This window comes from Enterobacter sp. ECC_219_Taxon_10, assembly GCF_058354905.1.
This window is the reverse complement of sequence record NZ_CM178005.1, coordinates 4,918,743-4,932,693: the sequence shown is the minus strand read 5'-3', so window position 1 is coordinate 4,932,693 and position 13,951 is coordinate 4,918,743. Positions and strand designations below refer to the sequence as shown.

Genomic DNA, 13,951 nt, shown 5'->3' with positions numbered 1-13,951 from the left:
GGCGGACTCCACTCGAACAATAAAAGAAAACTATTGAATATTCATGATTGTTGGCGCACATCGACATGACCCTGTGTAAAGGGGGACGTGCGAATTGCTATCTGCAATTTATCCTGACCAGGATCCTGGGATCCCGATCGGGACCGCGGATCATAGCGTAAACTGAGCCAGAGATCTTCTGTTTCTCACAGATTCTTCCCGATTTATCCACAGGAAGATCCGAAACCGGGTAAGTGTAAACGATCCTGGCGCGAGTGCCCCGCGATTTAGCCCGCATATTGGAAAATTTAATGAGCAACGACAATTTATTGCTTAAATGATCTAACGAAGATCCGGGACGATCCTTGCGCTTTGTTGGCGAGGCCGTATAATCCTCGACCCGGCGCGTGATGCTCATCTTCCTGCGTCGTCCGTTGCTCATTTTCCACGCGAAATCGTGCGGAAATACGCGGGAAATAAGGAAAGAGAATTGACTCCGGAGTGTACAATTATTACAATCCGGCCTCTTTAATCACCCACGGCTTCGGCGTCCGTCATTCGAAACTCGGTCGGGCATCCGCAAAAGTCATGAATTTTTTCAAGTTTAGGTAGAAATCGCCATGAAACGCACTTTTCAACCGTCTGTACTGAAGCGCAACCGTTCTCACGGCTTCCGTGCTCGTATGGCTACTAAAAATGGTCGTCAGGTTCTGGCACGTCGTCGTGCTAAAGGCCGCGCTCGTCTGACCGTTTCCAAGTAATAAAGCTAACCCCTGAGTGGTTAAGCTAGCATTTCCCAGGGAGTTACGTTTGTTAACTCCCACTCATTTCACTTTCGTCTTCCAGCAGCCACAACGGGCTGGCACGCCGCAAATCACCATCCTCGGCCGCCAAAATTCGCTGGGGCATCCCCGCATCGGTCTCACAGTCGCTAAGAAAAACGTTAAGCGTGCGCATGAACGCAACCGGATTAAACGTCTGACGCGTGAAAGCTTCCGTTTACGTCAGCACGAATTGCCTTCTATGGATTTCGTGGTGGTGGCTAAAAAGGGGGTTGCCGACCTCGATAACCGTGCTCTCTCGGAAGCGTTGGAAAAATTATGGCGCCGCCACTGTCGCCTGGCTCACGGGTCCTGATAGCCCTCATTCGGGTCTATCAACGCCTGATTAGTCCGCTACTCGGGCCGCACTGCCGTTTCACACCAACATGCTCAAGCTATGGAATTGAGGCATTGCACAGGTTTGGAGTGATAAAAGGCAGTTGGTTGACGGTGAAACGCGTATTAAAATGCCACCCTTTACACCCCGGTGGAGACGACCCCGTCCCCCCAGGACCTTTTGATACCAGAGAACACTAACGATGGATTCGCAACGCAATCTTCTTATCATCGCTTTGTTGTTCGTGTCTTTCATGATCTGGCAGGCATGGGAGCAGGATAAAAATCCTCAACCCCAGCAGCAGACCACGCAGACTACGACCACCGCAGCGGGTAGCGCCGCCGACCAGGGCGTACCGGCCAGTGGCCAGGGGAAACAGATTACGGTTAAGACCGATGTGCTTGAGCTGACTATCAACACCCGTGGTGGTGATGTTGAGCAGGCGCTGCTGTTGACCTACCCGAAAGAGCTGAAGTCTAACGAACCGTTCCAGTTACTGGAAACCACACCGGAGTTCCTGTATCAGGCGCAGAGCGGCCTGACCGGTCGTGATGGCCCGGATAACCCGGCTAACGGCGCGCGTCCACTGTATAACGTCGACAACGACACCTTTGTGCTGGCTGACGGCCAGAACGAACTCGTTATCCCGATGACCTACACCGACGCGGCAGGCAACACCTTCACCAAAACCTTCACTCTGAAACGCGGTGAGTATGCGGTGAACGTGGGCTACAGCGTACAGAACGCCGGTGCGAAACCGCTGGAACTGTCTACCTTCGGTCAGCTGAAGCAGTCCATCAATCTGCCTTCTCACCGTGACACCGGAAGCAGCAACTTTGCGCTGCATACCTTCCGTGGCGCGGCGTATTCCACGCCTGACGCGAAGTACGAGAAATACAAATTCGACACCATTGCCGATAACGAAAACCTGAACGTCAGCTCCAAAGGCGGTTGGGTAGCAATGCTGCAACAGTATTTCGCAACGGCATGGATCCCAAATAACGACGGTACCAATAACTTCTACACCGCGAACCTGGGCAACGGTATTGCAGCCATCGGCTATAAATCACAGCCGGTTCTGGTTCAGCCGGGTCAAACCGGTAAGCTGGCAAGCACCCTGTGGGTCGGCCCGGAAATCCAGGACAAAATGGCAGCCGTCGCGCCGCACCTGGATCTGACCGTGGATTACGGCTGGTTGTGGTTCATCTCTCAGCCGCTGTTTAAGCTGCTGAAGTTCATCCACAGCTTCCTGGGTAACTGGGGCTTCTCCATCATCGTTATCACCTTTATCGTTCGTGGCATCATGTACCCGCTGACCAAAGCGCAGTACACCTCCATGGCGAAGATGCGCATGCTGCAGCCGAAGATTCAGGCGATGCGTGAGCGTCTGGGCGATGACAAACAGCGTCAGAGCCAGGAAATGATGGCCCTGTATAAAGCAGAAAAAGTGAACCCGTTGGGTGGTTGCTTCCCGCTGCTGATTCAGATGCCAATCTTCCTTGCGCTGTACTACATGCTGATGGGTTCCGTTGAGCTGCGCCACGCGCCGTTCGCCCTGTGGATCCATGACCTGTCCGCACAGGACCCGTACTACATCCTGCCGATCCTGATGGGCGTGACGATGTTCTTCATCCAGAAGATGTCGCCGACCACCGTGACCGACCCGATGCAGCAGAAGATCATGACCTTTATGCCGGTCATCTTCACCGTGTTCTTCCTGTGGTTCCCGTCAGGTCTGGTGCTGTACTATATCGTCAGCAACCTGGTGACCATCATCCAGCAGCAGCTGATTTACCGTGGTCTGGAAAAACGTGGCCTGCATAGCCGCGAAAAGAAAAAGTCCTGATTCGGTAAGTTAACGCTAAAATAAGGGCGGTCGATTGACCGCCTTTTTTATTTGTATTGAACGAGAACAACCATGAGCCATAACGACACTATCGTCGCCCAGGCAACCCCACCGGGACGCGGTGGTGTAGGCATTCTGCGTATCTCCGGCCTGAAGGCGCGAGAGGTGGCCGAAGCGGTGCTGGGTAAACTGCCAAAGCCGCGCTACGCTGATTACCTGCCGTTTAAAGATGCGGACGGCACGCCGCTGGACCAGGGCATTGCGCTGTGGTTCCCCGGCCCGAACTCCTTCACCGGCGAAGACGTGCTGGAGCTGCAGGGCCACGGTGGCCCGGTTATCCTCGACCTGCTGTTAAAACGTATTCTGACCCTGCCAGGCCTGCGCATTGCGAAGCCGGGCGAGTTCTCCGAACGTGCTTTCCTCAACGACAAGCTCGACCTGGCGCAAGCAGAAGCGATTGCAGACCTGATCGATGCCAGTTCCGAACAGGCGGCACGCTCCGCGCTTAACTCGCTGCAGGGGGCATTCTCCGCACGCGTAAATCATCTTGTGGAAGCACTTACTCACCTCAGGATCTACGTGGAGGCGGCTATCGATTTCCCGGACGAGGAAATCGACTTCCTCTCTGACGGTAAAATCGAAGCCCAGCTCAACCAGGTGATGAACGATCTCGACGCCGTGCGTGCCGAAGCGCGCCAGGGCAGCCTGCTGCGTGAAGGGATGAAGGTGGTCATTGCTGGTCGCCCTAACGCCGGGAAATCGAGCCTGCTGAACGCTCTGGCAGGCCGTGAAGCGGCGATCGTCACCGACATTGCCGGCACCACCCGCGACGTGCTGCGCGAGCATATCCACATCGACGGGATGCCGCTGCATATCATTGATACCGCGGGCCTGCGCGATGCCAGCGATGAAGTGGAACGCATCGGTATCGAACGCGCCTGGCAGGAGATCGAGCAGGCCGACCGCGTACTGTTTATGGTCGACGGCACCACGACCGACGCCGTTGACCCGGCGGAGATCTGGCCGGACTTTATCGCCCGTCTGCCGGCCAAACTGCCGATCACCGTGGTGCGTAACAAAGCAGATGTTACCGGCGAAACGCTGGGCATCAGCGATGTGAATGGTCACTCACTGATTCGCCTGTCGGCGCGTACGGGTGAAGGCGTGGACGACCTGCGTAACCATCTCAAGCAGAGCATGGGCTTTGATACCAGTATGGAAGGCGGCTTCCTGGCGCGTCGTCGTCACCTGCAGGCGCTGGAAGAGGCGGCGAACCACCTTGTTCAGGGGAAAGCGCAGCTGATCGGCGCGTGGGCGGGCGAGCTGCTGGCGGAAGAGCTGCGTCTGGCGCAGCAGAATCTGAGCGAGATCACCGGGGAGTTTACGTCGGACGATCTGCTGGGAAGGATTTTCTCAAGCTTCTGTATTGGTAAATAGTTCCCGCTAATCAATGGTGATTTCCTCTCAGGAAATCACCATTGTCCAAATGGCAACTCGCCTAATCCCTTTTCACCCCCTATCCTGCATGCCTGCATCTATGGGGGGGTTATGGCGCGTTTTCTGTTTTGTAGTTTCGCATTAGTTCTTCTTTATCCGTCAGGCATTGATATGTATCTGGTGGGATTACCGCACATCGCACGCGATCTGGGTGCCAGCGAAGCGCAGCTGCACATCGCGTTTTCGGCCTACCTCGCGGGGATGGCGTCGTCGATGGTCTTTGCCGGGAAAATTGCGGATAAGGCAGGCCGTCAGCCCGTCGCGATTACCGGTGCCATCATCTTTGCCCTGGCCTCTCTTCTCTGCTCACAGGCGCAGAACAGCACCGTGTTCCTGGCAGGACGGTTCATTCAGGGCATTGGTGCCGGTGGCTGCTACGTGGTGGCGTTTGCGATTTTGCGCGACACCTTAAGCGCCCAGCGCCGCGCTAAAGTGCTTTCGATGCTGAACGGCATTACCTGCATCATCCCGGTGCTGGCTCCGGTCGTGGGCTATCTGATCATGCTGAAATTCCCGTGGCAGAGCCTGTTCTGGACCATGGCGGCCATGGGCACGCTGGTGTTTATCCTGTCGATCGCCGTGCTGAAAGAGACCCACCCGGGCTCGCAGAATTCCAGCCATACCGCGACCATTCATCCGGCAGAGAAGCTTCTCAACCGCTTTTTCCTCAGCCGTCTGGCTGTGACGACCTTAAGCGTGGCGGTGATCCTGACGTATGTAAACGTTTCCCCGGTGTTGCTGATGGAGACCATGGGTTTCGATCGCGGTGAGTATTCAACGGTGATGGCATTAACCGCGATGGTTAGTATGGCCGTTTCGTTTTCGACGCCGTTTGCGCTAAATATTTTCAGCCAGCGTACATTGATGCTGACCTCACAGGTTTTATTCCTCGCCGCAGGCGCGATCCTGGCGACCACCAGCTCACATGCGGTGATGCTGGTGGGCATTACCCTCATCTGTGCCGGGTTCTCGGTTGGCTTTGGCGTGGCGATGAGCCAGGCGCTCGGCCCGTTCTCGCTGCGGGCAGGCGTGGCAAGCTCGGTGCTGGGGATCGCACAGGTCTGCGGCTCGTCTCTGTGGATATGGCTGGCGGCAGTCATCGGACTTAACGCGCTCAATATGCTGATCGGGATTCTGATTGCCTGTAGCATGGTCTGCATCACCTTACTTATGGTCATCCGGCCCGCGGCACACTATGAAGAAGCCCATCAGCAGTCTCGATCTTAACCTGTTGCTTTGCCTGCAGCTTTTGCTGCAGGAGCGCAGCGTCACCAAAGCTGCGAAGCGGATGAACGTGACGCCATCGGCGGTGAGCAAATCGCTGGCCAAGCTGCGCGACTGGTTTGACGACCCGCTGTTTGTCAAAACGCCGTTAGGGCTGCTGCCCACCCCGCTGACGGTCAGCCTGGAGCAGGATCTGGCCGACTGGATGCAAATCGGCAACCAGATCCTCGACAAATTCCACCATGATTCGCCAGGCGGGCTAACGTTCGTGCTGGCCGCCGAAACGCCGCTGATGCTCATCCGCTTTAACACCCTGCTGGAGCAGGTCAATCAGCGTTATCCGCAGGCGACGGTGAAGGTGCGTCACTGGGATTACGACTCACTGGACGCCATTACGCGCGGGGAAGTGGACGTTGGCTTCACCGGTCGTGAAACGCACCCGCGCTCGCGTGAACTGCTGAAGCTGATGCCGTGGTTTATCGACTACGAAATCCTGTTTAGCGACCGCCCTTGCGTCTATTTACGCGAGGACCATCCCGCTCTGCAGGAGGAGTGGAATCTGGAGACCTTCCTGCGCTATCCCCATATCAGTATCTTCTGGGAACGGAGCGACACCTGGGCGCTGGATGAGGTGCTAAAAGAGATGGGGCGGGAGAGAAACATTGCCATGTGTTTGCCGGGCTTTGAGCAGTCGATGTTTATGGCGGCACAGCCCGGCCATAACTATATCGCCACGGCTCCCCACTACTGTCGCCACTACAATGAACTCCACCAGCGGAAGCTGATCGCGCTTCCTATTCCCATTGACGAAGCGCAGGCTGAAAAGCTGACCGTTCCCTTCACGCTAATCTGGCATAAACGGAACAGCCATAATCCGAAAATTCTCTGGCTGCGGGAGACCATCAAGGCGTTGTACGGTGGCAGCGATCCAATTTTTGCCTAAGAAAATGTAAAGTTCGGCCCTCAGGCTTCTTTTACTCCTATTTACTGATTAAAACAGGAGTCAAGTTAAGCGATAATCATGTAACCGTTTAACCGATTACGACCATTATCAAGGAGCGAAAAATGGCAACGCACTTTGCAAGAGGGATACTTACAGAAGGACGTCTCGTATCGGCAAGACTCTCTTCAGCCTGTCACAGTGAGGCACTCAAACTCCCCGAACACCGCAGGACGCGGTTTTTAGCCTCCAGAGCGCTTCTCGCAGAACTGCTGTTTATGCTGTACGGCACCAGCGAACTGCCCGAGATCGTCACGCAACCAGAAGGTCGCCCGGTCTTTGCCGACCCGGAACTCCCCCGTTTTTCTATTGCCTATACGGGGAATATCATTGGCGTGGCGCTGACCACCGAAGGCGATTGCGGGCTGGATATGGAACTTCAGCGTGCGACGCGGGGGTTTCATGGCGCAAGCCCGCACGATGACTACCCGCTTTCCAGCAATGAAAAGCTGTGGGTACGCAACCAGAACGATCCTGTTGAAGCCCGTGCCCAGCTCATCACCCTGCGCCAGAGCATTCGCAAGCTCTGCGGATGCGCTTCAGACGATGCCAGCCTGTTGCAATTGTTGCCGGGCTCCGGACGCCTGCGTGCCGCTAAAGCCACGCTTGTAGAGGCGCTCAGCGATGCAGAAGATGTGTTGATATGGTCTGTTGCGGTCAGCCCTGCCATCGAACGGCTAAAAATTTGGGAATTTGACAGCAAAGAGGGATGGAGTAGCCTTCCGGATGTGCCCGAGCGCGCCAACGAGCCCGCCGCACGCCTGATGCGTTTAACCAGTTTACCGGCAGAAAAAGCATTTACCCATAGCTGATCCAATCAGGGTCATCATGATGAAACAGGAGTAATCATGTCTGATACGTTGAAAGTAGTTACGTTACTGGGAAGCCTGCGCAAAGGTTCATTTAACGGAATGGTTGCCCGCACGCTGCCGCAGCTGGCCCCGGCAGGTATGGAAATTAGCGCCCTGCCATCTATTGGTGATATCCCGCTTTATGATGCAGATGTCCAGCAGGAAGAAGGGTTCCCGCAGAGCGTTGAGGCGCTGGCAGAGCAAATTCGCCAGGCCGACGGCGTGGTCATTGTCACGCCAGAGTATAACTACTCGGTTCCGGGTGGCCTGAAGAACGCCATCGACTGGCTGTCTCGTTTACCGGAGCAGCCGCTGTCCGGCAAACCGGTGCTGATCCAGACCAGCTCAATGGGCGCGATTGGCGGCGCGCGCTGCCAGTACCATCTGCGCCAGATCCTGGTGTTCCTCGATGCGATGGTGATGAACAAACCGGAATTTATGGGCGGTGTGATTCAGAACAAGGTCGACCCGCAAACGGGTGAAGTGGTGGATCAGAGCACACGTGATCATCTCTCTGGACAGCTCACGGCGTTTGGGGATTATATCAAGCGGGTGAAGGCGTAAGATCACTGCGGCTTGATGCCCTCACCCTGGCCCTCTCCCTGTGGGAGAGGGAACAAACACTAAAGCCCTTTTCGAAGAAAAGGGCTTGCTGTTTATTTGGCGTCGATAAACACAATCTTCAGCACAAACAGCAGCGCCACGACAATCACGCATGGGCTGAGGTCGCGGAAGCGGCCGGTACCGATCTTCATTACGCAGTAAGAGATAAAGCCCAGCGCGATACCTTCGGTGATAGAGAAGCTGAACGGCATCATCACGGCGGTAATAAAGGCCGGCACCGCTTCGGTTAAATCTTCCCACTTCACGCGCGCCAGACTCGACGTCATCAGCACACCCACGTAAATCAGTGCGCCGGCTGCCGCATACGGTGGAACCATACCCGCCAGCGGAGAGAGGAAAATCACCAGCAGGAACAGGATACCTACCACCACCGCCGTCAGGCCGGTACGGCCGCCCACGGAGACGCCGGAAGAGGATTCAATGTAAGCGGTAACAGACGAGGTGCCAATGAAAGAACCCGCCACGGAAGAGATACTATCCACATACAGCGCCTGCTTCATGCGCGGGAATTTGCCTTTCTCGTCCGCCAGACCCGCTTTGTCGGTCACGCCAATCAGCGTACCGGAGGAGTCAAACAGGTTGACCAGCATGAAGGAGAAGATCACACCCGCCAGGCCCAGGTTCAGGGAGCCCGCCAGATCAACATGGCCAATCACGGTAGAGACGCTCGGAGGCGCAGAGACGATACCGTTATAGTGAACGTCGCCCAGCATCCAGCCCAGCAGGGTGGTCACCACGATGGACACCAGCACCGCCGCATGAATGTTGCGGGAGGCCAGGATCGCGATGATAAAGAAGCCCAGCACGCCCAGCAGCACGTTATGAGAGGTCAGATTGCCAATGCTTACCAGCGTTTCAGGGTTCGCCACGATCACACCGGCGTTTTTCAGCCCCATCATGCCGATGAACAGACCGATACCGCTGGTGATACCCACGCGCAGGCTCACCGGAATGTTCGCAATCATCCAGTAACGCACGCGGAAAATGGTCAGCAGCAGCAGGCCAATAGCGCCCCAGAAGATGGCACCCATGCCAACCTGCCACGGCAGACCCATCGCCTGAACCACCACGAAGGCGAAGAACGCATTCAGGCCCATTGCCGGTGCCAGCGCAACCGGCAGGTTAGCGAACACGCCCATCAGGATGCTGCCAAGCGCCGCAATCAGACAGGTGGTTACAAAGACGGCGCTGGTGTCCATGCCAGCGACGCCCAAAATTTGCGGGTTCACAAAAACGATATAGACCATCGTCAGGAAGGTGGTGAAACCTGCGATCACTTCGGTGCGTGCCGTTGTGCCGTGCTCGCGCAGTTTAAACACGCGCTCAAGCAGACCCTGACCAGATGTCTGGGTAGTGTGTTGTTGACTCATCATCAATTTCCGAACAAGGAGGGAAAATTCGTCGCTATCCTATACCAAAATGCGACAATAGTGGCGGTTACGTGATACTTTTTTCATTGATTTTGCTTATACGGCAACGATTGCGTCCCGGCGAACTGCCGTACGAAAACGTTAAACTTGTTAAAAGGGAAAGGCATGTCCGGAATTGAAGCGGTATTTTTCGACTGCGACGGTACGCTGGTCGACAGTGAGATCATTTGTTCCCGCGCGTACGTCACCATGTTCCAGGAATTTGGCATTACGCTGGAACTCGAAGAGGTGTTCAAACGCTTTAAGGGCGTAAAGCTCTATGAGATTATCGACATCATTAACAAAGAACACGGTGTCAGTCTGGCAAAAGCGGATCTGGAACCGGTGTACCGCGCCGAGGTCGCACGCCTGTTCGATTCTGAGCTGGAGGTCATTGCCGGTGCAAACGCGCTGCTGGATGCAATGACGGTGCCGATCTGTGTGGTCTCCAACGGCCCGGTCAGCAAAATGCAGCACTCGCTCGGCAAGCTTGAGATGCTGCACCATTTCCCGGAAAAGCTGTTCAGCGGCTACGATATCCAGCGCTGGAAGCCAGATCCGGCGCTGATGTTCCATGCGGCAAACGCGATGAACGTCAACGTGAAGAACTGCATTCTGGTGGATGACTCGTCTGCGGGCGCGCAGTCGGGGATTGATGCGGGGATGGAGGTGTTTTACTTCTGTGCCGATCCGCACAACAGGCCGATCGATCATCCAAAAGTAACGACCTTTACCGAGCTGGCGCAGTTGCCGGAACTGTGGAAGGCGCGCGGGTGGGATATTACTCGCTGAGTTTTCCCCTCACCCCGGCCCTCTCCCACAGGGAGAGGGTTAGGGTGAGGGGGAAAATCACTCTTTCGGATCTTTACCCGCCAGCAGCTTGTCCAGTTCGTCGCCGCCCACATGGCGGAAGTCCTGGCCTTTGACGAAGTAGAAAATGTATTCGCAAATGTTCTGGCAGCGGTCGCCGATACGCTCGATAGAGCGCGCGCAGAACAGGGCAGTTAGCACGCTTGGGATCGTACGTGAATCTTCCATCATGTAGGTCATCAGCTGACGGACGATGCCCTCATACTCCTGGTCGACCTTTTTGTCTTCACGGTAGATACGAACTGCTTCGTCCAGATCCATGCGCGCGAATGCATCCAGCACGTCGTGCAGCATCTGCACGGTGTGACGACCGAGCGATTCCAGACTCACCAGCAGCGGCTGGTGCTGCTGAGAGAATTTCTCCAGCGCGGTGCGGCAGATTTTATCCGCCACGTCACCAATACGCTCCAGCTCGGCGATGGTTTTGATGATCGCCATCACCAGACGCAGGTCGCTCGCCGTCGGCTGACGTTTCGCGATAATGCGCACGCAGGCCTCGTCGATAGCAACTTCCATCATGTTGACGTTTTTGTCGCCTTCAATGACGCGCTTCGCCAGCTCGCTATCCTGGTTGTGCATCGCCGTAATCGCATCAGAAAGCTGCTGCTCGACCATGCCACCCATGGTCATTACCTGCGTGCGGATGCTTTCCAGCTCTGCGTTGAACTGGCCGGAAATGTGTTTATTAAGATTGAGGTTGTCCATGGTTTCTCCACATGCACTAAGGCAAATCAACCGTAGCGGCCAGTAATATAATCTTCGGTTTGTTTCTTCGCGGGCCGGGTGAACAGCGCATCCGTATCGCTGAACTCAATCAGCTCGCCCAGGTACATAAACGCCGTGTGATCGGAACAACGTGCAGCCTGCTGCATGTTATGGGTCACGATAACCACGGTGTAATCCTGCTTCAGCTCGGTGATCAGCTCTTCAATACGACCGGTTGAGATCGGGTCCAGCGCCGAGCACGGCTCATCCAGCAGCAATACTTCCGGACGAATGGCGATACCACGCGCAATACACAGACGCTGCTGCTGACCACCGGAGAGAGAGTACCCGCTCTGGTGCAACTTATCTTTGGTTTCGTTCCATAATGCGGCCTTGGTCAATGCCCACTGCACGCGCTCGTCCATATCGGCACGGGAGAGCTTCTCAAACAGGCGAACGCCAAACGCGATGTTGTCATAGATGGACATCGGGAACGGCGTTGGTTTCTGGAACACCATCCCCACTTTGGCACGCAGCAGGGCGATATCCTGGGCCTGGGTCAGAATGTTTTCGCCATCCAGGATAATTTCACCTTCAGCGCGCTGCTCCGGATAGAGCGAATACATTTTGTTAAAGGTACGCAGCAGCGTGGATTTACCGCAGCCGGACGGACCGATGAATGCCGTGACCTGGTTCTTCGCAATATCCAGGTTGATATTCTTCAGGGCATGGAATTTGCCGTAGTAGAAGTTCAAATCACGAACCTGAATCTTACCCGGGGCAGTATCAACCATACTCATTGACTCATTTCCTCATTCGGCGCCGCGATCTGCCGCGCCGTAAAAAATTAACCGTGTTTCTTCTTCGCGAAAATGACGCGCGCCAGAATGTTCAGCAACAGTACGCAAAGGGTGATGATCAGCACCCCGGCCCAGGCCAGCTGCTGCCATTCCGCGAATGGACTCATCGCAAATTTAAAGATCGTCACCGGCAGGTTGGCGATCGGCTGCATCATGTCCGTACTCCAGAACTGGTTGGAGAGGGCAGTAAACAGCAGCGGTGCCGTTTCACCGGCGATACGGGCGATAGCCAGCAGAATACCTGTCATGATCCCGGAGACCGACGCTTTCAGCGTAATCGCAGAAATCATTTTCCATTTCGGCGTACCCAGCGCGTAAGCCGCTTCACGCAGGCTGTCCGGCACCAGTTTCAGCATGTTTTCGGTGGTACGAATGACGATAGGCACCTGCAGCAGCGCCAGCGCAATCACGCCCGCCCAGCCGGAGAAGTGTTCCATTTGCGCAACCACGATGGTGTAAACAAACAGGCCCACGACAATCGACGGAGCGGAAAGCAGGATGTCGTTAATGAAGCGAATCACCTCTGCCAGCCAGGATTTACGCCCGTACTCCGCCAGATAGATACCGGCCATAATGCCCAGCGGCGTACCGAAGACCGTCGCCCACAGGATCAGCAGGCCACTGCCCGCCAGGGCGTTTGCCAGACCACCACCCGCCGTATTTGGCGGCGGCGTCATCTCGGTGAACAGCGCCAGAGACATGCCATCAATACCACGGGTGATGGTGGACATCAGGATCCAGATCAGCCAGAACAGGCCGAATGCCATCGTTGCCATGGAGAGCGTCAGCGCAATGCGGTTTTTGAAACGACGCTTCGCCTGCATTTTGCGGCGGGATTCCGCAAGCTGAGCGGTGCTTTGCATTTCGAGAGTTGCCATCAGCGTGCCCCCTCATTTTTCGCGAGACGCAGGATCATCAGCTTGGAAATCGCCAGAACAATGAAGGTGATAACGAACAGAATCAGGCCCAGTTCCATCAGCGCTGCGACGTGCAGCCCGGATTCCGCTTCGGCAAACTCGTTCGCCAGCGCGGAAGTAATGCTGTTACCCGGCATATAGAGTGAGGCGCTGTCGAGCTGGTAGGTGTTACCGATGATAAAGGTGACTGCCATGGTTTCACCCAGCGCACGACCTAAGCCCAGCATCACGCCACCGATCACCCCATTTTTGGTGAACGGAAGGACAATGCGCCAGATAACTTCCCAGGTAGTACAGCCGATGCCGTAGGCCGACTCTTTCATCATCACCGGGGTTTGTTCGAAAACATCGCGCATCACCGCCGCAATGTACGGAATAATCATAATGGCGAGGATCACCCCTGCCGCCAGAATACCGATACCGAATGCCGGGCCAGAGAACAGGGCTCCCACAAACGGAACGGCTGAGAGAACATTACCCACCGGTTCCTGGAAGTACGTGGCAAACAGCGGCGCAAAGATAAACAGACCCCACATGCCGTATACGATACTTGGGATGGCTGCCAGCAGTTCAATGGCAATACCCAGCGGGCGACGCAGCCAGCCCGGCGCCAGTTCCGTCAGGAACAGCGCAATACCGAAGCTTACCGGAACCGCAATCAGCAGGGCGATGAACGAGGTCACCAGCGTACCGTAAATCGGCACCAGCGCACCGTAGATGTCGTTCGGCGCGTCCCACTCTTTGGTCCACAGGAAGGAGAAACCGAATTTCTGAATGCTCGGCCAGGAGGAGAAAATCAGAGACACGATAATGCCGCCCAGCAGCAATAGCACAATCAGCGCAGCCAGTTTGACCAGCGCGCCGAAAATCATGTCACCTTTTTTACCCGGAGGGTTAAATGCAGGCTTGGTTGCAGCCATAAATTACTCTTCTTTATGAAACGTCTTACGAATATGCCCGGTGGCGCTGGCGCTTACCGGGCCTACAGGATGAACCGTAGGGCGGGTAAGC

15 protein-coding genes are annotated in these 13,951 nt (G+C 55.7%); 10 read left to right on the top strand and 5 right to left on the bottom strand.

Features of this window, described 5'->3' with window-relative positions:
- Positions 1-599 precede the first annotated feature (599 nt).
- From rpmH to AC4ICF_RS23360, 9 genes are all read left to right on the top strand, one after another.
- Positions 600-740 (top strand): 50S ribosomal protein L34, encoded by a 141-nt coding sequence (gene rpmH, locus AC4ICF_RS23400; protein WP_000831330.1) that lies wholly within the window; start codon positions 600-602, stop codon positions 738-740.
- A gap of 16 nt (positions 741-756) precedes the next feature.
- Positions 757-1,116 carry a ribonuclease P protein component gene (gene rnpA, locus AC4ICF_RS23395; protein ID WP_014072458.1) on the top strand — a complete coding sequence of 120 codons (360 nt, stop codon included), beginning with the start codon at positions 757-759 and terminating at the stop codon, positions 1,114-1,116.
- On the top strand, positions 1,080-1,337 hold the full coding sequence (gene yidD / locus AC4ICF_RS23390) for a membrane protein insertion efficiency factor YidD (RefSeq protein ID WP_032232902.1): 258 nt from the start codon (positions 1,080-1,082) through the stop codon (positions 1,335-1,337). Before rnpA ends, yidD begins: the two co-directional genes overlap by 37 nt.
- 2 nt (positions 1,338-1,339) lie before the next feature.
- Positions 1,340-2,983, top strand: coding sequence for a membrane protein insertase YidC (gene yidC, locus AC4ICF_RS23385; RefSeq protein WP_116343657.1), 1,644 nt, complete (start codon positions 1,340-1,342; stop codon positions 2,981-2,983).
- 72 nt (positions 2,984-3,055) lie between these two features.
- Positions 3,056-4,420 (top strand): tRNA uridine-5-carboxymethylaminomethyl(34) synthesis GTPase MnmE, encoded by a 1,365-nt coding sequence (gene mnmE / locus AC4ICF_RS23380; protein ID WP_116343658.1) that lies wholly within the window; start codon positions 3,056-3,058, stop codon positions 4,418-4,420.
- Positions 4,421-4,531: 111 nt separating this feature from the next.
- Complete coding sequence (locus AC4ICF_RS23375; RefSeq protein ID WP_316380818.1) at positions 4,532-5,707, top strand: MFS transporter; 1,176 nt, start codon at positions 4,532-4,534, stop codon at positions 5,705-5,707.
- Entirely contained in the window at positions 5,676-6,647 is a 972-nt protein-coding gene (yidZ, locus tag AC4ICF_RS23370; RefSeq protein WP_116343660.1) for an HTH-type transcriptional regulator YidZ, read from the top strand. Before AC4ICF_RS23375 ends, yidZ begins: the two co-directional genes overlap by 32 nt.
- 122 nt (positions 6,648-6,769) lie before the next feature.
- Complete coding sequence (locus AC4ICF_RS23365; protein WP_116343661.1) at positions 6,770-7,516, top strand: 4'-phosphopantetheinyl transferase family protein; 747 nt, start codon at positions 6,770-6,772, stop codon at positions 7,514-7,516.
- A 36-nt stretch (positions 7,517-7,552) separates the two neighbouring features.
- Positions 7,553-8,119: an NADPH-dependent FMN reductase gene (locus AC4ICF_RS23360; protein ID WP_014833835.1), complete on the top strand. Its 567-nt coding sequence runs from the start codon at positions 7,553-7,555 to the stop codon at positions 8,117-8,119.
- A 92-nt stretch (positions 8,120-8,211) separates the two neighbouring features.
- On the opposite strand, the gene adeP is transcribed toward AC4ICF_RS23360, so the two are convergent.
- Complete coding sequence (gene adeP, locus AC4ICF_RS23355) at positions 8,212-9,549, bottom strand: adenine permease AdeP (RefSeq protein ID WP_163330067.1); 1,338 nt, start codon at positions 9,547-9,549, stop codon at positions 8,212-8,214.
- Positions 9,550-9,714: 165 nt separating this feature from the next.
- On the opposite strand from adeP, the gene yieH reads away from it, so the two are divergent.
- On the top strand, positions 9,715-10,380 hold the full coding sequence (gene yieH / locus AC4ICF_RS23350; RefSeq protein WP_316380816.1) for a 6-phosphogluconate phosphatase: 666 nt from the start codon (positions 9,715-9,717) through the stop codon (positions 10,378-10,380).
- A 57-nt stretch (positions 10,381-10,437) separates the two neighbouring features.
- On the opposite strand, the gene phoU is transcribed toward yieH, so the two are convergent.
- The 4 genes from phoU to pstC are packed head-to-tail and all read right to left on the bottom strand — an operon-like array spanning position 10,438 to position 13,860.
- A complete protein-coding gene (gene phoU, locus AC4ICF_RS23345; RefSeq protein ID WP_008500182.1) occupies positions 10,438-11,163 on the bottom strand; it encodes a phosphate signaling complex protein PhoU in 726 nt (241 codons plus the stop codon).
- Positions 11,164-11,189: 26 nt separating this feature from the next.
- On the bottom strand, positions 11,190-11,963 hold the full coding sequence (gene pstB / locus AC4ICF_RS23340; protein ID WP_010426574.1) for a phosphate ABC transporter ATP-binding protein PstB: 774 nt from the start codon (positions 11,961-11,963) through the stop codon (positions 11,190-11,192).
- A 47-nt stretch (positions 11,964-12,010) separates the two neighbouring features.
- On the bottom strand, positions 12,011-12,901 hold the full coding sequence (pstA, locus tag AC4ICF_RS23335; RefSeq protein WP_014881893.1) for a phosphate ABC transporter permease PstA: 891 nt from the start codon (positions 12,899-12,901) through the stop codon (positions 12,011-12,013).
- Entirely contained in the window at positions 12,901-13,860 is a 960-nt protein-coding gene (gene pstC / locus AC4ICF_RS23330) for a phosphate ABC transporter permease PstC (protein WP_028014924.1), read from the bottom strand. Before pstC ends, pstA begins: the two co-directional genes overlap by 1 nt.
- Positions 13,861-13,951 lie beyond the last annotated feature (91 nt).